At 67.9% G+C, this 17982-nt stretch carries 21 protein-coding genes and 2 pseudogenes; 10 read left to right on the top strand and 13 right to left on the bottom strand.

The genetic code is table 11. From position 1 onward, the window contains the following. Window positions 1-192: 192 nt before the first annotated feature. Window positions 193-426: pseudogene (locus LJB74_RS06340) on the bottom strand (transposase); the annotation flags it as partial. Then, a complete protein-coding gene (locus LJB74_RS06335) occupies window positions 426-956 on the bottom strand; it encodes a tyrosine-type recombinase/integrase (protein ID WP_259310294.1) in 531 nt (176 codons plus the stop codon). The pseudogene LJB74_RS06340 and the gene LJB74_RS06335, both read right to left, overlap by 1 nt. A 214-nt stretch (window positions 957-1170) precedes the next feature. Between LJB74_RS06335 and LJB74_RS06330 the strand changes: the two genes are divergently transcribed. Further along, a complete protein-coding gene (locus tag LJB74_RS06330) occupies window positions 1171-1500 on the top strand; it encodes a hypothetical protein (RefSeq protein WP_259307739.1) in 330 nt (109 codons plus the stop codon). Window positions 1501-2417: 917 nt separating this feature from the next. Here LJB74_RS06330 and LJB74_RS06325 read toward each other — a convergent pair. Together LJB74_RS06325 and LJB74_RS06320 are read right to left on the bottom strand one after the other, a co-directional pair. Next, window positions 2418-3476, bottom strand: a complete 1059-nt coding sequence (locus tag LJB74_RS06325; RefSeq protein WP_259307738.1) for a tyrosine-type recombinase/integrase — start codon at window positions 3474-3476, stop codon at window positions 2418-2420. 106 nt (window positions 3477-3582) lie between these two features. Beyond that, window positions 3583-4596 (bottom strand): annotated as a pseudogene (locus tag LJB74_RS06320) (IS256 family transposase); the annotation flags it as partial. Window positions 4597-4894: 298 nt separating this feature from the next. On the opposite strand from LJB74_RS06320, the gene LJB74_RS06315 reads away from it, so the two are divergent. The 3 genes from LJB74_RS06315 to LJB74_RS06305 all read left to right on the top strand — a co-directional run bounded on the left by LJB74_RS06315 (window position 4895) and on the right by LJB74_RS06305 (window position 6839). After that, a complete protein-coding gene (locus LJB74_RS06315; RefSeq protein WP_259307737.1) occupies window positions 4895-5611 on the top strand; it encodes a hypothetical protein in 717 nt (238 codons plus the stop codon). Then, window positions 5568-5909 carry a hypothetical protein gene (locus LJB74_RS06310; RefSeq protein ID WP_259307736.1) on the top strand — a complete coding sequence of 114 codons (342 nt, stop codon included), beginning with the start codon at window positions 5568-5570 and terminating at the stop codon, window positions 5907-5909. The genes LJB74_RS06315 and LJB74_RS06310 overlap by 44 nt, the downstream gene beginning before the upstream one ends. Window positions 5910-6128: 219 nt before the next feature. Continuing rightward, complete coding sequence (locus LJB74_RS06305) at window positions 6129-6839, top strand: hypothetical protein (RefSeq protein WP_259307735.1); 711 nt, start codon at window positions 6129-6131, stop codon at window positions 6837-6839. A 147-nt stretch (window positions 6840-6986) separates the two neighbouring features. On the opposite strand, the gene LJB74_RS06300 is transcribed toward LJB74_RS06305, so the two are convergent. Then, window positions 6987-7514: a BRCT domain-containing protein gene (locus LJB74_RS06300; protein ID WP_259307734.1), complete on the bottom strand. Its 528-nt coding sequence runs from the start codon at window positions 7512-7514 to the stop codon at window positions 6987-6989. A 126-nt stretch (window positions 7515-7640) separates the two neighbouring features. Between LJB74_RS06300 and LJB74_RS06295 the strand changes: the two genes are divergently transcribed. Then, window positions 7641-8833 (top strand): IS3 family transposase gene (locus LJB74_RS06295; RefSeq protein WP_259306689.1). Its coding sequence is split into 2 segments (ribosomal slippage): window positions 7641-7919 and window positions 7922-8833, totalling 1191 coding nucleotides; the frame shifts between segments, so codons are not numbered across the junction. Between the two features lie 604 nt (window positions 8834-9437). Here the strand turns inward: LJB74_RS06295 and LJB74_RS06290 are convergent. From LJB74_RS06290 to LJB74_RS06280, 3 genes are all read right to left on the bottom strand, one after another. Then, on the bottom strand, window positions 9438-9770 hold the full coding sequence (locus LJB74_RS06290) for a DUF2933 domain-containing protein (protein WP_259307733.1): 333 nt from the start codon (window positions 9768-9770) through the stop codon (window positions 9438-9440). Continuing rightward, the gene (locus LJB74_RS06285; protein ID WP_259307732.1) at window positions 9767-9928 is read right to left on the bottom strand and encodes a hypothetical protein; all 162 of its coding nucleotides are present in this window, start codon (window positions 9926-9928) and stop codon (window positions 9767-9769) included. The genes LJB74_RS06290 and LJB74_RS06285 overlap by 4 nt, the downstream gene beginning before the upstream one ends. Before the next feature lie 100 nt (window positions 9929-10028). Then, window positions 10029-10823 (bottom strand): prolipoprotein diacylglyceryl transferase, encoded by a 795-nt coding sequence (locus LJB74_RS06280; RefSeq protein ID WP_259307731.1) that lies wholly within the window; start codon window positions 10821-10823, stop codon window positions 10029-10031. A gap of 306 nt (window positions 10824-11129) precedes the next feature. Here LJB74_RS06280 and LJB74_RS06275 point away from each other — a divergent pair, with 306 nt between their 5' ends. Together LJB74_RS06275 and LJB74_RS06270 are read left to right on the top strand one after the other, a co-directional pair. Further along, entirely contained in the window at window positions 11130-11498 is a 369-nt protein-coding gene (locus LJB74_RS06275; protein WP_259307730.1) for an antibiotic biosynthesis monooxygenase, read from the top strand. Window positions 11499-11629: 131 nt separating this feature from the next. Continuing rightward, window positions 11630-11854, top strand: coding sequence for a heavy-metal-associated domain-containing protein (locus tag LJB74_RS06270; RefSeq protein ID WP_259307729.1), 225 nt, complete (start codon window positions 11630-11632; stop codon window positions 11852-11854). A 122-nt stretch (window positions 11855-11976) separates the two neighbouring features. Here LJB74_RS06270 and LJB74_RS06265 read toward each other — a convergent pair whose 3' ends face one another. From LJB74_RS06265 to LJB74_RS06250, 4 genes are all read right to left on the bottom strand, one after another. Beyond that, window positions 11977-12393 carry a hypothetical protein gene (locus LJB74_RS06265; protein WP_259307728.1) on the bottom strand — a complete coding sequence of 139 codons (417 nt, stop codon included), beginning with the start codon at window positions 12391-12393 and terminating at the stop codon, window positions 11977-11979. Between the two features lie 204 nt (window positions 12394-12597). Then, window positions 12598-13356, bottom strand: coding sequence for an amino acid ABC transporter ATP-binding protein (locus LJB74_RS06260; RefSeq protein ID WP_310650822.1), 759 nt, complete (start codon window positions 13354-13356; stop codon window positions 12598-12600). A 13-nt stretch (window positions 13357-13369) separates the two neighbouring features. Next, window positions 13370-14044: an amino acid ABC transporter permease gene (locus tag LJB74_RS06255; RefSeq protein WP_259307727.1), complete on the bottom strand. Its 675-nt coding sequence runs from the start codon at window positions 14042-14044 to the stop codon at window positions 13370-13372. Window positions 14045-14080: 36 nt separating this feature from the next. After that, window positions 14081-14911, bottom strand: a complete 831-nt coding sequence (locus LJB74_RS06250) for an amino acid ABC transporter substrate-binding protein (protein ID WP_259307726.1) — start codon at window positions 14909-14911, stop codon at window positions 14081-14083. A 574-nt stretch (window positions 14912-15485) separates the two neighbouring features. Here LJB74_RS06250 and LJB74_RS06245 point away from each other — a divergent pair. From LJB74_RS06245 to LJB74_RS06235, 3 genes are all read left to right on the top strand, one after another. Next, a complete protein-coding gene (locus tag LJB74_RS06245; protein WP_259307725.1) occupies window positions 15486-15728 on the top strand; it encodes a DUF2892 domain-containing protein in 243 nt (80 codons plus the stop codon). Between the two features lie 179 nt (window positions 15729-15907). Continuing rightward, a complete protein-coding gene (locus LJB74_RS06240) occupies window positions 15908-16036 on the top strand; it encodes a hypothetical protein (RefSeq protein WP_259307724.1) in 129 nt (42 codons plus the stop codon). A gap of 326 nt (window positions 16037-16362) precedes the next feature. Further along, window positions 16363-17109, top strand: coding sequence for an SGNH/GDSL hydrolase family protein (locus tag LJB74_RS06235; protein WP_259307723.1), 747 nt, complete (start codon window positions 16363-16365; stop codon window positions 17107-17109). Between the two features lie 585 nt (window positions 17110-17694). Here the strand turns inward: LJB74_RS06235 and LJB74_RS06230 are convergent. Then, a complete protein-coding gene (locus tag LJB74_RS06230) occupies window positions 17695-17958 on the bottom strand; it encodes a metal-sensitive transcriptional regulator (protein ID WP_259307722.1) in 264 nt (87 codons plus the stop codon). Between the last annotated feature and the right edge of the window lie 24 nt (window positions 17959-17982).

Below are 17982 nucleotides of genomic sequence, written 5' to 3'. Positions count from 1 at the left end.
GCGCAACGCGGAGCGGGCTCCCGTAGCCAATTTGGAAGACTGCGCACTTCACCGTTCTGACCTGCACTGACACTCAGCCGTCATAGCAAGTCGGTACCCGTTCGGTACTGAAACTCTCGCACACGCCAGACGCAGGGGTGACGTCCCGCTGAGTGGTGGAGTTTCTCGACACCGTGCGGGTCAGTGCTCAGATCATGCCGTGAGGAGTTCGGGGGCGTCCACCTCCTGTTCGGCGAGGGTGGCGAGGGTGGTCATGGCGGCGAGCTGGGCCATGGAGTGTTCGGAGAGGTAGCGGCGGTCGGTGGCGGCCCATTCGTCGTGGGCTTCGACCAGGACGGCGCCGGCCAGTCGCAGCAGCGCGGCGGGGTTGGGGAAGACGCCCACGACATCGGTGCGGCGCTTGACCTCCTTGTTCAGTCGTTCCATTAACCGGCTCTCGTGGGCGGGGCAAGGGCTGGGGGGTTCTCGGTGCGTGGGCGGAGCCGGTCGAGGTGGTGCTCGATGGCGGTCGCGGCGCGGTCGTGGCGGGCTGCTTCGGAGGCCCATCCTCGGGCTTCGGCGTCGGTCTGCAGGGCGCGGATGTCGGCGACCTGGTCGGTCAACGCTGCGGTGAACTCGGCGGCTGGGGTGAAGTGGTCGCAGGTCTCGCAGATGTTGGCGTAGGGGCAGGCGCCCTGGGCCTGGTGGCGCGAGCAGTACCCGTTCCCGAGCCGGGTCTTGAGCATCTCGGTGCCGAGCCAGGCGATCTTGTCGGGCACGATCGGGCGTCCGACGGGGGTCAAGGTGAGCTGGCGTCGGAGCTTGCCGATCGACTCGTCGTAGGCGGCGCGCAGGGTCGGGGAGGCCAGGGTGGCGTAGCGGATCGTCATCTCGGGGGTCACGTGCCCGAGCAGCGCCATGAGGGCTTGCAGCGACATGCCGGCGTTGGCAAGGGCAGTCGCGTAGGTGTGGCGCAGCTGGTGGGGGGGTCACGACCAGCACCTGTGCGCCGGGGCCGTGCAACTGGGCGTCGCGGGCGGCGGTCAGCAGCCCGTTGCGCAGCCTCGTGGCGCCGAGCCGGTGGCCGTGCTCGGTGAAGAAGAAGTCGGTCGGTGCGCCGGTCCGCGGATGGGGCACGGGTCGGTGCTGCCCGCGGGTCGCGGCCCATTGGTCCAGAGCGGTGAGCGTGTCGTGGTCCAGGGGGACCATGCGTTCGGTGGCGAGCTTGCCGAGCGGGACACGCAGCCAGGTCCCGGCAGCGGCGTAGTCGACGACGGCGTCGAGCTCGAGGTCGAGCAGTTCCCCGATGCGCAGGCCCGCGCCGCGCAGCACGGTCAGCCCGGTGCGGGCGAACGGGTCGTCCAGTTGGGCAACGGCGCTCATCAGTGCGGCGTCGATGTCGGGTGCGAGGGCGCGGGGCAGGGGACGGTCGAGCTTGGGGATGTCGGCGGCGAAGACGAGTCGGCGGGCCGGTGCCTGGTCCCAGCCCCAGGCGGTGATGTCGTCCAGGAGGTTGCGTAGGGTCAGGACGGTGGAGGCGGCCACGGACCGGGAGATGGTGCGTCCGGTGCCGGCGGCGGCTCGTTGCCCTCGCCAGCCTCGGGTCTGGTTCCAGGCCAGGAAACCCTCGACGTGCTCACGGCGCAGGTCGGCGAAGGTTCGCAGGTCGCGGTGGTGGGTGGTGAGGTATTCCGCGACCGGCAGGAGGTCGTTGACCAGGGACTCGACTGACTTCGGGCGTAGCACGGTGGCGCGCGTGCGCACGTAGCGCCCGATCACCTCGCGGATCGGTTCGGCCATGGCGACGGCGTCCAGACGCTGCTCGAGGCTGCGGGCCCAGGGCCGTCGTCTGGGTGGGTCGTTCACGATGTGGGCCTGGAACAGGATCTGACGCAGGCTGGCCAGTCGGCACCGGTAGGCCTTCTTCGTCGAGGCTGGGATCGTCACGCTCGAGTGGAGTGCAGCGTCGAAGTCGTCGATCACCGCGCTCGTGACCTGGCTGACGGCGCCCCCGTGCCAGGCGAGGATCACCGCGAGGCACTCACCCAGCACGGTCTGGACCCATGTCTGGGTCCAGCCCAGTGTCGCGCCGCCCGTCCGGGCGGCGGTGAAGCCGCCCGGGTCTCGGGCTTCGATCGTGGCAGCGAGGCCGGTGAGGTTCTTCGCCCCGGCCAGGTCCAGGTCCAGGCGCACGAGCCCAGCGCCGATGGCGTGGACGAGGAAAGGCCATGCCCCGGTCCGGCGCAGGTCCTGCACCCGGACGCCGGTAGGCAGATCCATCCAGGCGGTCAGGTCGCCCGCGGTGGTCAGGAACGTGCGGGCGGCGCGCAGCCGGTCGCGTCGGGCCCGGTCGGACAGCTCGAGGGTATCCAGGTGATCGACGTAGTCCCCGAGAAGATCGTGGTCGCCAGCGGTCGCGATGCGCGCGACGGCGGCGCTCATGACCGTGCCCCGCTCATCACGGCCCGGGCGGCGGCGTACTCGGCCGCCAGGTGCTCGATCGACAGGTGCACGTAGGCGGCGGTGGTCTGCGGGCTGACGTGGCCCATCAGGTCCCGCAGCGCGAGCAGGTCGATCCCCGCTGCGGCGAGCTCGGTGCCGTAGGTGTGCCGCAACCTGTGGGGGCGAACCCGGATCGCACCGGAGGACGCCCGGTGGCGGCGGAACAGACTTCGCAGCGCCGCCTCACCCATCGGGCGCCCGGCGCCCGGGCCCCGCAGGACGACGAAGGCTTCCGGGGTGGCCAGACCGAGGGGCCGCTCCAGGCGAAGATAGGCGCCGAACTCGGTGAAGAAAGCCGCATCGATAGGGACGACGCGTTCCTTGGCGCCCTTGCCGACCACCCGCAGGCGCCGTCGGCCAGTATCGATGCTTTCCAGGAGCAGCCCGCGGACCTCGGCCGAACGCAGTCCGCCGAGCAGCATCGCGAGCACCATCGCCCGGTCCCGGTGAGTGCGCAAGCTCCCCAGGAACTCCTGGACCTGATCCATCGGCAGGGACTCAGGCAACTGGCGCGGTTGACGCACCAAGCGACCACCACCACGGGCACGTCCAGACCCGAGATGGCCGAGCAAACCCCCAGGTGCTGGCCTGGCTCCGGCGCCCCGCCGCGGCGTCGGGACCGGGTTCTGCGCCCGGGCCCCCGTCATCACCTGATACTCGAAGAACGCGCGGACCGCTGCGACACGCCGGTTCACCGAGGACGGCGCCGCGCCCGGGCGCCGCAACGCCACGACGCCGCCGGCCTGGCCCGGTCGGCGCACCCCTTGGACGTCGATCCACTCGAAGATGTCCGTCGGGCCCACGTCCGCCACCAACAGGTCCCGCCCACCGATGAACCGAGCGAAGTTCAACAGGTCGTAGGCGTAGGCCCGCACCGTCGCAGGCGAGAAGCCCCTGCCGGCCAGGTGCCCCAGGAACGCGTTCACCTCCCCGACGCCAACCCAGCCACCGCTCAACTCGTGCCCGCCGTCAGTACGTCGCACCCGCAATTCCATGACCCCTCCCCTCGCCAGCTCCCCGCAGGATCCGCCCGCCCCGACCCGAGCCCGGGCAGCCTCACGCCGCCAGCGCCAACGTGTCGCCCGAGAACCGGTTAACAGATAGGGGGTTGGTCGACCAGATCTTCTTCCAGTGGCTGGCGGGGAACCCGGTGAACGCGAGCAGGTCCTCGCGGGCGCCTGTGAGCATGCCCGCGACCTTGGGGTGGGACCGGCCCAGCATCGTGGCGATGACCTCGAACTGCTCGACCACGTGGTCGGCGTCGGGTTGGGCGAAGATCGTGCGGATCGCCGCGGCGACCATCTCGGCGTTGGTCTTGGACACCGCGTCCAGCACGTTGCGGGTGAAGTGGACCCGGCACCGTTGCCAGGAGGATCCGAGCAGGACCGAGCTGATCGCGGTCTTCAGCCCCTCGTGGGCGTCGGAGATCACCAGTTGCACCCCCGTCAGGCCGCGGGCCTTGAGCGATCGCAGGAACGCGGTCCAGAACGCACCGTTCTCGGAGTCTCCGACGTCGAACCCGAGGACCTCACGGTGACCGTCGGCCCGCACCCCGGTGGCGATGACCACGGCCTGGGACACCACCCGGCGTCCGACCCTGGCCTTGCAGTAGGTCGCGTCCAGGTAGACGTAGGGGAACGCGGTCTGGTCCAAGGAACGGTCGCGGAACGCCGAGACCTCCTCGTCCAGACCGGCGCAGATCCGGGAGACCTCACTCTTGGAGATCCCGGTGTCCGCACCCAACGCCTTGACCAGGTCGTCGACCTTACGGGTGCTGACCCCGTGCAGGTAGGCCTCCATGACCACCGCGAACAGCGCCTGGTCAACCCGGCGGCGCCGCTCCAACAAGCTCGGGAAGAACGACCCGGTGCGCAGCTTGGGGATCCGCAGCTCCAGATCCCCGGCCGTGGTCGTCAACACGCGGTCCCGCGACCCGTTGCGCTGGGTCGTGCGCTCGGTGGTGCGCTGCCAGGGGCCCGCGCCGATCACCGCGGTCACCTCGGCGTCGATCAGCTCTTGATACAGGTGCTCGGTCGCGACCCTGATCCGGTCGCTGACGTCGGTGTCCTTCAATGCGGTCAGCAGGTCGAGCAGGGCAGACTGGTCCATAGCCATCGTGCGATGTCCTTCCGTGAGTTCCCTAGTCCGGTCTCACCGACCATCGCACGATGGCCTTCCACGTCGCGATCACCACGACGAAGCAGGACGGGAACTACACCACCTCACGGGACGCCACCGACGCAGGACCAGGCATCTGACCGGTGGAGCGTAGGCGGGGAGGCGCAGGATCATGCCAGTCGCTGCTGTCCTTTGACCAGGTCAGGTACGTTCAGTAGGCCGGGACGACCGGGGGAGCACCCCTGGGCGAAGCGCCCGGGTGCAGAGTGTTGGGGATCGCATCAGACTCTCCGAAGTGGGCGGCAGCGGACCGTTCGTCATCGCCTCCGGAAGGGCGGACCAGGTGAGCCTCAGACGAAAGCTCTTCGGTCCCTCAACGCCCCAGGGGCGAGCCGCACTGGGCTCGGGGCCTGCGCCGTGGATGGTCAGTGCTCTTCCGTATGCGCTCACCAGTGAGGACATCGCCGCGGCGGCGCAGACACTCATGACCAATACCCCCGTAGGGCGGGTCCGCCCACCCGGTGCTTCGGCCGCGAGGCCGATCACGAGTGCGGTTCTCTACGGAACCAACTACGACGAGAACCGGCGCCGGATCGGCGCGCTCGCGCAAATGCCCTTGATCGCGCCAGAGATCATCGGGCGGCGCGGCTACCCAGGCATCCTCATGCCTGACCCGAGCGAGGGCAATGGCGATGTCCGACCGCTCGCTGTCATTGGGCCTACCGGGTACGTCGGAAGCGTGTGGAACGAGGACGGAACCGAGATGTGCAAGGCGGTCGACACCTCTCTCGCCGAAGGGTTCGCGTACGCGACGTTGATCGAGGTCGAGGGAGACCAGGTACGCGCGTGGCTGGCGTCCGGGGAGGTACTGGCAGACAAAGCCCGCCAGAATCCGGACACCGACAGCGCCTGGACGCTCGACGATCGCGAAGACTGGCGATCGGCTGGTTATCGTCGCAGCTGGAAAGTTGACCGTTGCCAGCGCCCGGTCCCTCGGGGCCTGCCTCGATGAGCTCGTCTCCCGGCTCGAGAACCTTCGTTCCGACGTCCCGATCATCGGCGACGAAGCCGCAGGCCGACTCCTCACCGCCAGGTGCGCCGAGTTTGGCATCACGTTCGCCTCACCGACCGTCGCGACATCGAGTGCGATCTCGAACCTCATCGACGAGGTGCAGATCGTGTCGGAACTCCTGGACCAGCTCGTGGACGAGTGGTCCGACGCGGACCGAGAAGAGCGCCAGGACTTGAAGGGCGACGCCTGCATGTTCGCCGAAGAACTCGTGAAGTACCTCGCGGGCGCGGGGCGGTAGTACCCGAACCGACTGTGGCGCAGCGTCCCTTTGTGTTCCCAGAGCCTCCCGGCGCTCCGAACCCACCACCGAAGGGAACCGCCGCCGTGATCACCACGGGGCCAGGTTCCTGGGCACAGCCGTCGCCGCAGGTTTCGACATCCTGGTCGCCGGCTCGACCCAGGCCGGCAACTCCATGCAGGCCTGTGCACTCGGGTAGGCCATGGCTAGTCTTGGCGAGTGGACAGAGATGCGGCTAACGCCAAAGGCGCTGAGCTCGCGGGCTTGACCGTGGCCACAGCAGTCTCAGCAATCCCCATCTTCGGCGGACCGGCCGCAGTTGTGGCTCAATACTTCGGAAGCATCCCCGCTCAGCAGCGAGTCGCACGCATTCTCGAGGAACTCCGGTGCGACGTAACGCGCGCTTTTGAAGAGCTCGACGGGCTCCAGCTCGGCGTCCTGGAATCTGAGGAGTTCAATGCTGCGACCATGAGGGTCGTTCGGGAGTCGCTGGAGACAGCGGACGAAACCAAGCGCCAGTACCTACGAAACGGCCTGGTCAACGGATACGTGGCCGGGGAAGTGGATCAGCGAGATCGATTCCTTGCCCTGATCGGCGCCTACGAGCCGTCGCATGTAGTCGTTCTTCGAACACTAATGACGATCGAGGCGGGTCGCACGGAGCGCGTGGATAACGCCCAGATGCTCATAGCTCGGGCACTATCGGGCTCACTCGCTGAGAACGCGGTTTGGCCTCTGCTTCGCGACTTAGTTGGCGATGGCCTGGTTTGGGAGATCAATGACGGGCGAGTCACCGACGAATGGGTGGGTTCGTCGCCCAAGAAGCAGTCGGTCGTCAAGCCCACGATCTATCACGGCGTTGACCCGCGGGGCCTCGCGTTCCTCGCCTTCCTTGACTCGCCGTTCGACGGGGCAGCGGCCGCAGACTAGCGCGCGTGGGAGTGCGCGGCGGCGTGCGCGCGGCGGTCACAGGTGCTCGCTCGGTGCTGTACCCGAGGCTGTCGGTACGACCTCGGGGCGGCGGGGGCATTTCCTCGGACAGGGCTTGGTGTCGAACCGTCCCGCAGGGGCGACACGTCAACTGCGTGCGCCAGATGATGCCTTCTCTTCCAGCATCTCGAGGAAGTCACCTTCGGTCAGGACTTCAATAGTGTGGCCCTTGGCTTGCCAGTGAACGGCTTTGACGGCCTTGCCAGTGTGGAACTCCTCCACGGAGTTGCCCGTGAACCCATCGCCGACGACGAGGATGGTGGTGCGCTTGTTCACGCCCTTCTCGGGCGTGGCGCCGAGTGATGCGACAGCAGCCCACGCGTCCTCCCGGCGCATTGTCAGTCCGCCAGTGAACACCATGACCTGCCCGTAGAACGGGTGTTGGGGGTCAGCGTCGGGGTTCGTTCCAGGGGTCTCCCCAAAGCTTGTGCCTACGCACCCATGCCAGTTGCCGCCGTAGACGTGGCCCAGTCGCACCTGAACGCCGGACGCGAGTTCCTCCAAGCTGCTGGCCTGCTGGCGGCGTGCTAGCTCGAGCGCGATGAGGGCGGCAGCGTTCGCATCAGTGGCGGCGTGGTGGTGGTCGAGCAGCGAGATGCCCAGTTCGTCGCACACGATGGGGAGTCGGTAGGAGAGAAGGTTCAGGATGCGTCGGGACAGCACCAGGGTGCAGCGGGACTGCCCCGGGTCTGGTTGACACCTGATCTGTGAGGATCTGGTCCTCGCTGGAAGGATGTCCCCGTGGCAAAGCCCTATCCTCAGGAGTTCCGCAACGACGTCGTGGCCGTGGCCCGCAAGGGCCAGGCACCGCTGTCTCAGATCGCGAAGGACTTCGGCGTCTCCGAAGGCTCGCTGGCGAACTGGATGAAGCAGGCCGATGTCGAGGACGGCAAGCGTCCCGGTCTGAGCGAAGACGAGCGCAAGCAGTTGCGTGAGGCGAACAAGAGGATCCGCCTGCTCGAGCAGGAGAACGAGGTCCTACGGCGCGCTGCTGCCTACCTGTCGCAGGCCAACTTGCCGGGAAAATAGTCTTCCCTCTCGTCCGTGAGATGGCCGCGGCCGGCGCCCGCATCAGGGTGCCGGTCGCGGTGGCGTGCAGGGTCCTGGGTCTGACGACGCAGGGGTACTACAAGTGGCTCAAGAACCCCGTGTCCCAACGGGACTGGGACGACGCCCACCTCATCGACGTCCTTTACGAGATCCATCAGGACGATGCGACGCTGGGCTACAGGTTCCTCACCGACGAGCTGGCCGACGAGCACGGCATCGTCGTGGGCGAGAACCGCGTGCACCGGCTGTGTGGCATCGCCGGCATCTACGCCTCTCATGCGAAGAAGAAGACCAGCAAGCCAGGTGCCACCGGCCCCGCTCCGCATGACGACCTCCTCGCGGTGGTTGACGAGCACGGCGTGGTCCGTCACGAGTTCGTCGCCGAGGCTCCCAACAAGGTCTGGTTGTGGGATATCTCCGAGCACCCCACGCGCGAGGGCAAGCTCTACATCTGCGCGATCAAGGACCTGTACTCCAACAAGATCGTGGGCTACTCCATCGACTCGCGGATGAAGGCGTCGCTGGCGGTCTCAGCGATGCGGAACGCGATCGCCCTGCGCTCACCGGTGAGAACGATCTGTCACTCGGACAGGGGCGGTCAATTTCGCGCCAAGAAGACCCAGCGCCTGCTCGCGAACAACGGCCTGGTCGGTTCGATGGGCCGCTCATACGGAGCCGGCGACAACGCCAGCATGGAGAGCTTCTTCTCCCTGCTCCAGAAGAACGTCCTGGACACCCGCCGCTGGGACACCCGCCAGGAGCTCCGGCTGGCGATGGTGACCTGGATCGAGACCAAGTACAACCGTCGCCGCCGACAGCGCGCCCTGGGCAAGCTCACCCCCGTCGAGTTTGAGATGATCTACGCAGCCGCAGACGCGGCCTGAGAACCATCAACCCCGAGTGTCAACCAGACCGGGGGCAGTCCCAGCGGTCGGGCTCCATGGTTCTGGTGAACCTTGCACCCATCCTGCAGATTCGATGAAGATTCGATGTGCGTCGCGGCAGGTCCCGGATGTCCGACCCCGCGCACCATCGACTCCCCAGGTCGCATTCTCTGCCACCATGCCGACCAGACCGCCGCCGTGAATGGTGGATCACCACCGTCCACCCCGGGTCAGTCAGCACCACCTTCGAGCACACGCGGGACGATGTCCCGGTTCTCGGAGTCGTGCTGCTCGCGGGCAACTGATCGCCCCCATTGGCTCGGGCCCTGCTTGCACCCCGGTTCCGCGACTGGCCGGTGCCGGCCTTGACAACTGCGGTGGGTGGTCTCGCTGCGACCTGGATGCTCGCGTTCTTCCGACGCTCGTGGACGATCACGGTGCTCGTGACCCCGGTCAGGCCCAGACCTCGGATCCCGGCGGTCGCGGGGATGAAGACGACGCACGTGCGGTCCGACATCATGTGGGCACTTCCGGCTCGACCAGGTGCGCCTGTCGGTCGGTTGGCTCCGGTCTCCACGAGCCGAACCAGGGGCGAGAACGACCTTCAGGGGTGCTGTCGCTGGGTGGGGGCGTTCGCGTGATTCGCGCTCGTGGTCGCGGGGTCAGAGACGCTCCCTTCGGAGGCAGCTCGCGTCCCGTGGTCGTGATCGTGGCCGGTTGTGGAGTCGTCGCCGTGCTGGTGGCCGTTGTCGCCGCGCATCATGAACATCATCCCGATCATCATGACCGGGCAGGCGAGCACCGCGGCCAGTGGTAGGGCCTCGCCAAAGGATCGTCCGGCGGCGAGCAGGACGACCAGGATGACGGCGAAGATGCCGAGCATCGCGAGCAGGTGGTTCTTGCCGCCGTGGTTGTGTCCTTGCATCGGGCTGTTCATGGCTGGGAGTCCTCCTGTTGTCGGTCTGGTTCGCGAACGCGTCGTGAGCTGTGCGGGTTCGGGTTGTTGGTGGGAAAGATCTGGGAGACCGCCCACAGGCCCAGGGCGACGTAGAGAAGGAGGACTCCGGCGAGGATGAGCCATCCGCTGATCGCCATCGCGTTCCTCCTGCCCGGTCCGTGTCATGTTCAGCGTCGGGGGTGAACCTGTTCGTCGTGGAGCACGGTTGACGAAGAACCGATGAAGATGTGCGCCGGTTCAGGCTCTCGGCGAGGACTGTGTCGGCGCGCGCTGATCCGTGGTGTCGGTTGGGACCGGTTGCGGTGCGGTCCGGTGCCGGGTGCACCCGATCAGCACCAGACCGGCGCCCACGCTGGCGAGGGCCCACAGTTGCGGCTGGGTCAGCCCGAGCAGTGCTGGGGAGTTGATGCGAAGGAACTCCACGAGGAACCGGGAGATCCCGCTCAGCACGAGGTAGGCGCCAAAGACCCCTGGCGGGTTCCAGGTCTTGGCGATCCCCCACAGGATCGCGGTGATCACGATTGCGGCGAGTGCCTCGTACAGCGGGGTGGGGTGCACGGGTACGTCGGTGGGCACTACCCCGTGAGGGAACGTCATGCCCCACGGAAGGGAGGTGGGTTTCCCGTAGGTGCCGTCGCCTGCGAGAAGGCACCCGAGGCGACCGATGCCGTAGGCCACGGTGAGCGGGATCGCCATCGCGCCGGCGACGACGCCGAGAGGCAGACGGTGGCGGCGCACGATGACCAGCGTCGCGGCCGCGCCGCCGATGAGGCCGCCGTACCAGGTGAAGCCCATGCCGCCGAAGCTGTGCAGTGTCAGGTTCGGGGCGTGCTCGAAAAGGTAGTAGATCTTGGCTCCGACGAAGCCCCAGACGGTCGCCCAGATCACCAAGGAGTAGGCGGAGTCGCGTTTGAGGCCCACCCGGTCGAACGCGCGAGCGAGCAGGAACGCAGCCACCAGTGCCGCCAACGCCTTGCTGAGCCCGTAGGACTGGACGTTGTAGCCAAAGACTGAAAAGAGGATCGGGCGCACGCGTCACTCCGTCGTTCACGGACGCGGAGGTGGGTTGTGGGCTCATCCCGGCAGCTCGGCGCCGGACCCCACCATGTGGGGGTGCGACGAAGGTTGTCCCGGCGGATCGGTCAACGTTCGATGAAGATCCCCTGCGGCAGCTCGGGCGTGAGCCCGGTCTCGTCGGTCTTCATCGCATCTTCATCGAATATCGGGCGTTGATGCGCCCGGGTGCAGGAGCCTGGGCACAGCACCCGCCCGGGCGCGGCTCGGATGGCCCGGGGGCGTGGTGCTACCGACCCTTGACCTCACCTGTTGGAGGAACCCATGTTCGTCGTGATCGCCACCTTCCCTGAGGTACCCACCGATCGGGACGGGGAGTTCCGGGCCTGGTTCGCGTGGTCAAACAACCGGCTGGGCCAGGTCGAGGGGCTGAGCGGTCGGCGCCTGATGCTAGCCGCGGACGGCACGTACGTTGCGCTGGTCGAGCACACCAGCGCGGAGGCGTTCGCCGCGATGCAGGGCACCGCGGTGGCTGCGGAGGTTCATGCCCGCTTAGAGGAGATTCTTCACGAGAGGCCCCGGCACACGGCGTACGAGGTCGTCGTGGACGCCGCTGAGTCCCGGTCGTGCTGCGGTGGGCACGGAGGTCACCACCATGGCGGTGCCGGGGTACGCGCTGATGCGACCGTCTGAGCCGGACGCCGTCGAGGGAGTGTGACACCGCCTCCGTGCCGTCGCGTGCCCAACATCCCGTGGGACGAGGTGACACCAGGCCACGGCGACTGCTCCGCGCGTACCGCACCGTCGTTGTGAAGGGGGGACCCATGAGTACCGCCACCTATGTCGTTGACGGGATGATGTGCGACCAGTGCGTGTCATCGGTCGCGGTCAAGGTCACGACCATCGCCGGTGTCACGGGCGTGCAGATCGAGCGGATCACCGGTGGGCGGTCGTGGGTCACGGTCACCAGCTCGGCGATCCTCAGTGAGGAGTCCGTTCGCGCGGCGCTCACTGCGGCGGGCTGCGAGCTGGCGGGCTCATCGGCGTGAAACAAACGGGTGAGGGCTGACGGCGCCATCGAGGACGGGCCCGGGCATCACCGGTCCGGGGTTGCCACGCCAACCTTCCGGTACCGCACGAGGCCCGTCGCGGGCACGGTGACCCGGCCGGCTCAGGAGTGGTGGGCGGCGTGGTCGATGGCGGTCGTACCCGGTGTCGCGGGCTGGGTGGTGCCGCTGATCAGAGGCCCGATGACGAGCGAGGAGACGAGGAACATCGCGGTGAAGGCGGCCAACGCGATGGCCGGTGCCCACCAGCTCGAGAACCTGCGATGCAGCTTGACGAGCATCGGCACGGAGGCGACCAGACCCAGGCCGCCGAACAGCGCAGTCCCTCCCGCACCTGCCACCAGTGCGGTCCCCACGAGGGGTCCGATGTGGTGCAGCACGTGCGGGGCCACCCCGACGATTGCGCCCAGGGCGCCGTTCAGGGCGGTCCAGACCGTGCGCCGGGGGCGCCCGGTCTTCGGCGCCCCAGCGGCGTGTGCGCTGACCTGTGTCGGTTGCGCTCGGGTGCTTGTCGCGTCCATCCCTCTACCGTGTCGATTCATTGCAGGGTTCGCGGTGCAGAAACGATGAAGGCTTGATCAAGGAGCCCGGACCGCGCGGCCTCGACAGGGCTCCATCGCCCACGGCGGTATGGGAGCGGCGTCGGGTCCGCACCGCCGCGATCTGCCCGCGCGGGTGAACGAGATCCTGCTCGGGCGCCCGCCGGATGCGCAGATGTTGGCTGGTCAGAACGGGTGCAGGACGCGGTGCAGGAACTGGCGTGTTCGCTCGTGCTGGGGGTCGCGCAGGAGCTGCGAGGGGTGGCCGCGCTCGAGGATCGTGCCGGCGTCCAGGAAGGCGATCTCGTGGGCGACTTCGCGGGCGAACTCCAGCTCATGGGTGGCGATGACCATTGTCCAGCCGTCGGCTGCGAGCTCTTTGATCAGGCGCAGGACGTCCCCGACCAGTTCGGGGTCCAGTGCCGAGGTCGGTTCGTCGAAGAGCAGGAGCTGGGGTTGCAGTGCGAGCGCTCGCACGATGCCGACGCGTTGCTGTTGGCCGCCGGAGAGCTGGAAGGGGTAGGTGTGCGTCTTCTCGCTCAGGCCGACCCGAGCGAGCAGCTCGAGGGCGCTGGCCGTCGCCTCGGCCCGTGGTCGGCGTTGGACGACCAGGGGGCCTTCGAGCACGTTCTGCAGCACTGTCTTGTGCGGGAACAGGTTGTAGTGCTGGAACACCATCCCCGAACGGTCCCGGAGTGCGCTGAGCTGGCTCCTGGTGGGCGGTGTCGTGAAGTCGAGCGTCAGCTCACCGGGGGTGTTGATCGTCCCGCCGTCGGCGAGCTCCAGACCGTTCAGGCACCGCAGGAGAGTTGTCTTGCCGGACCCGGAGGGGCCGATGAGGGCGAGCACGCGCCCGCGCTCGATGGTGAGGTCGATTGACCGCAGGACGGGGTTCGCCCCGAAGCTCTTGCTCAGCCCGTGCACGCTCAGCAGAACCTCGCCCATGGGCGGCGGCTCTTCAGCGGGCGACATGACGATCCAATCGGTTCTCGAGAGATCCCTGGGCGCTCGACAGGACCAGGCACACAACCCAGTACACGAGGGCGGCCTCCAGGTACAGCAGCATGAACTGCTGGCTGAAGGCCGCGACCTTCTGGGCCTGTCTGAACAGCTCGGTGACCAGGATCAGTGAGGCCAGCGAGGTGTCCTTGACCAGGGCGATGAAGGTGTTGGACAACGGCGGCACCGAGACCCGTGCGGCCTGCGGCAAGATGATGCGGCTCAAGGTGCGCCGGTGGGACATGCCGATCATGTAGGCCGCTTCCCACTGCCCGTGGGGGACCGAGAGGATCGCGGCCCTGATGACCTCGGCCCCGTACCCGCCCACGTTCAGGGAGAATGCGGCGACGGCACTGGGCCACGGTTGCAGGACGATGCCGATGGAGGGCAGTCCGTAGAAGATCACGAACAGCTGGACCAGCAGCGGTGTGCCGCGCACGAGCGAGATGTACACGCGAGCGGTGCCCGACGCGAGTCGGTTACCCGACAGGCGCATCAGGGCCAGGGCAAGTGCGAGCAGTAGCCCGATCGCGAACGACACCACAGCCAGGGGGATCGTGCTCGCGATCGCCCCGTGCACGATGGGCCACAGCGCTGAGACAAACAGAGCCCAGCGCGAAGGGTCCGCGGTCATCGCCTGCCGCCTGCGCCATGCCGGCCGTGCGGCGTCCTACCGCGAGACATCTTGCCCGAAGTACTTCCTCGAGATGGCAGCGAGTGTCCCGTCGTCGGTGAGCTTCTTGAGTGCGTCGTCGACCGCATGGGCGAGGGTTGTGCTGCCCTTGGTGAACGCGAAGGCGCTCGTGGACTTCTCGGCGGTCTCGGCCGCGATCTTCAGCCCGGTGTCAGCGTTCTGCTTCTGGTAGTCCAGATACGTCAGCTTGTCGTTGATCGTGGCGTCCACCCGCCCCTGCTGGACCAGTGCCACGGACTGGGCCCAACCCTCGACGCCCTGGATGGTGGCACCGTTCTGCTGGGCGAGGGCGTACCAGTTGCTCGTCAACGACTGCGCGGTGGTCTTGCCAGCGAGGGACGCGAAGGAGGTGATCGAGGTGTTCGACGAGCGCACGACGATCACCCCGGTCGAGTAGGTGTACGGCGTGGAGAACAGGTATGTGGAGGCACGCTCGGGGGTGATCGACACCTGGTTCGCGATGACGTTGAACCGGCCGGCCTGCAGACCGGCGAAGATCGCGTCCCACTGGGTCTCTTCGAACTTCGCGGTCACGCCCAGCTGGGACGCGACGGCCTTGATCACCTCGATGTCGTACCCGGTCAGGGCGCCAGATCCACCCGCGTGGTAGGAGAACGGCCGGTAGGTGCCCTCCGTGCCGACCGTGATGACCCCCGCCTTCTGCACCGCCGCCAGAGAGGTGTCCGCAGCGGCGTGCCCGCTCGCCGTGCCCCCCGAGGACCCCGCAGCGCTCGAGCACCCCGCCAACGCGAACCCGATTGCCGTGATGAGAGCGATCCCTCGAAGTGTGCTCGCGATGTGCTTCATGACAGTCCTTTCAGATGGGGTGTCGACCGGCCCGGAGCCCATGGCGGCGCGTGGGAGTATCGATCGGCGGGCGTGCCGACGACCAGGGGCGCAGAGAATGCTGCGCACAAACGGGTGAGCCGAGCCGGCTCATGGGCCAGGGGCCGCCAGGACGGCGACGCCTGGTCGTCGACGCCCGCGGGGCGTCGCTGCGCGCTCAGCTCAACAGCTGGCGCAGGTGGGCGGACAACACTCCCGCACCGCGGGGTCAACCGCAGTCGCGAGGGTCACATGGGGTCCGGCCATGGCGGCATTCAATCACACGGCTCAGGGGGTGCTGGTGGCTGTTGGTCCTGGGCGGCCGCCGCCGCCCGGTCGCGTCGGTCCCCGGTCGCCCGCCCCTGGTCTGCCGCCCGGCCGCGCGTAGCGGGCACACCGGCACGCAGCCACGGGTCACGGCGGGGAGGGGCCGAACCGTCCGGGTTCTTCAGGGCATCTTCATCGAAGGACACGCGAGCCTTCACCTACGCCGGCCACGCTGACAGGTGAGGCCCTCTCGTAGCTCAACGGCTCGGGAGTCCACTGAGGAGATGCGATGCGTACGAAGCTGTCTGTCAATCTCACCTCGATCGAACGCGATGCCCGGATCGTTGTGGGGGTGCTCGCTGTCACCGGCGGCGTGCTCCTGCTGGTCGGGGCCGAGTCGGTGATCGCGAGGGTCCTGGAGGTGCTCCTGATTCTGGTCGGGCTCGATCTGATCGTGACCGGGGCCACAGGTCACTGCCCGCTTTACCAGAGACTGGGGCATGTGCCCGCTTCGCTGAGGTCGGCGAAGTGATGCGCAACGGGCCGTCGGACAGCGGTCCGACGGGTCGACCACAGCCATCGTCGTCGAACCATGCGAGTGGCGAGCCGGTGCACCACCACGATGGCCACCAGCATCCCGACGAGGACGCCGCGACCGGTCACCGCGGGCATGGCGGACACCGGTTGATGATGATCGCATGCTGCATCCCGATGCTGGTCATCGTGGGGATCCTCGTCGCCACGGGTGTGGCGGGTACGGGGGCGATCGTGTTCGCGGTGATCTGTCTCGCAGTGATGGCAGCGATGATGTTCGCGATGCCGGGCCGGCACGACCATTGACGCGCCGCGCACAGGGCGGCAGCGCTCGCGCCCAGTGCAGTCGGCATCGACCGAGGTGACAGCCCGCTGGGCGCGTGAGGTGCTCGGGGCCGGTCCGCAGACGTCGCTGGCAGTCGGCCCCGAGCGCCAGGCGAGGTAGCAGATAGGCCACAGGCTCAGCGGGTAGCGGCGACGAGCGGGCTGCCCGAGCCTGCGCCGGGCCCGTGCACCGTGGCAGGGTTCGCCGTTCTCCTTGGTGGCAGATAAGTGGTACGAGCGCTCGTCGGAGACCGCCGCGCGGAAGGGCAACACGGATGACGCGACGACATCGGTCGCAGGGAGTGCTGATGGCATTTTTGGTCGCTCTTGCCGTGATCACCCGCGGCCAGGCTGCGGGCATGCGCAAGCGCCAAGGGAGTTCACCGCAATGCGTGGGCGACATCGACGTGACCGTCGTGCCGACCCGGGGAGTCCTGCGGGGTCTGCCACCGGTGGAGATGACGGCGTTCGGTGACTCCGCGATGGCGGGGGTCGGGGTCTGTAATGTGAGCGATTCCTTGCCCGTGCAGCTCGCGCAACGGGTGGCTGACGGTGCGGGTCGTGCGGTGCATGTCGTGGGTTACGCGCGCTCGGGTGCTCTGACGCGCGACGTCCTCAACCTCCAGCTGCCGCTGGCCTTGGGTGACACGGACGTCTCGGTGCTCTTGGTGGGCACCAATGACGTCACCAACCGGACCCCGCCCGCCCGCCTTGCCCGTCACTCGGGTGAACTCCTTGACGCCCTCGTGGGCCTGGGTGCCCCTGTGGTGATGTCGGGCCTGCCGGAGTTCCGTGCGATGCGGGCCGTGCCTTACCCCCTGCGGGGTGCGGTGCACGGCTACGGCAGGTTGATGGGGGTCGCGCAGCGGCATGCTGCCTCCCAGCGCGCGTCGGTGCGCCTGGTCGACGTGAGCCGGGACGTCGGTCGCCAGTTCGTTCACGACCCGAGCACGATGAGCGCGGACGCTTTTCATCCGTCAGCGACCGGCTATGGGCGGATCGCGGATGCCCTGGCACCGACCGTGCTGGCAGTCCTGGGCGCATCTGAACCGTAGGGAAGGGTCCCTGTGCCGGACCTCGTCAACGAGTGGGGCATGGCGCGTACGTTCTGTTGTCGACGCCCTGAGACTGACCCTCCCCCCAGAATCCGCCCGAGTGTAAGGGGGTCAATCCCAGCCCGTCGTTGACATCTGTCGCCGCATTCCTTAGCGACGACGACGTGGCAGGGGATCCGGGCGCACAACGCCGGCCGTGGCGGCGCGTCGGACGCAGTCGCGACTGGCGAGATCCACTCGCCCATCGCGTTGCGCCGATCGTGTTGGCGCGGGGCGAACTGGGCTTGGCGCGAGCTGCCGGCCGCGGGCGACAGACGGGCTTGACCTTGGTCTCGGTGTGCTGACGGGGGTTCCGTGGGCAGCCGAGGCGCCTGGCCGGGCCATCGGGACGATCGCCCTGGTTCGAACGATGTCCGTGATGCGCACCGGTCGTGCCGCACCGGGCGTCGCTCGACGGCCCTGGAGTTGGTGCGGTAGTCGTTGACGCCATGCGCCAAGCCCGGGGCGGCTAAGTTCGCGATGGTTCGAGTCTGTCGGCGGTGAAGAGCGTAAGGCTGCCGGTACCCCGGTCGTTGCGGCTACCGCTCAGGCGAGTGAGAGGAACACCTTCTCCAGCTTGAGCGTGTCCGTCGTCTCCGTGCCGCCGGAGTCGGCCAGGCACTGCCTGAGTCCCGATGCGGTGAGGGCGAATCCCGTCCGGTCCAGGGCCCGGCTGACTGCGGCGAGCTGGGTGATGATGTCCTCGCAGGTCCGACCCTCCTCGAGCATCCGCACGACGCCCCCCACCTGCCCCTGGGTCCGCCTGAGCCGGTTGACGACTCTGGCCATTTCTTCCGGGTCCATCTCCATGACCACTGTCTCCGTCTCGGGTTC

The sequence above is a fragment of the Cellulomonas sp. P24 genome, from assembly GCF_024704385.1.
Classification (GTDB): Bacteria; Actinomycetota; Actinomycetes; order Actinomycetales; family Cellulomonadaceae; genus JAJDFX01.
This window is presented reverse-complemented; position numbering and strand designations above follow the sequence as displayed.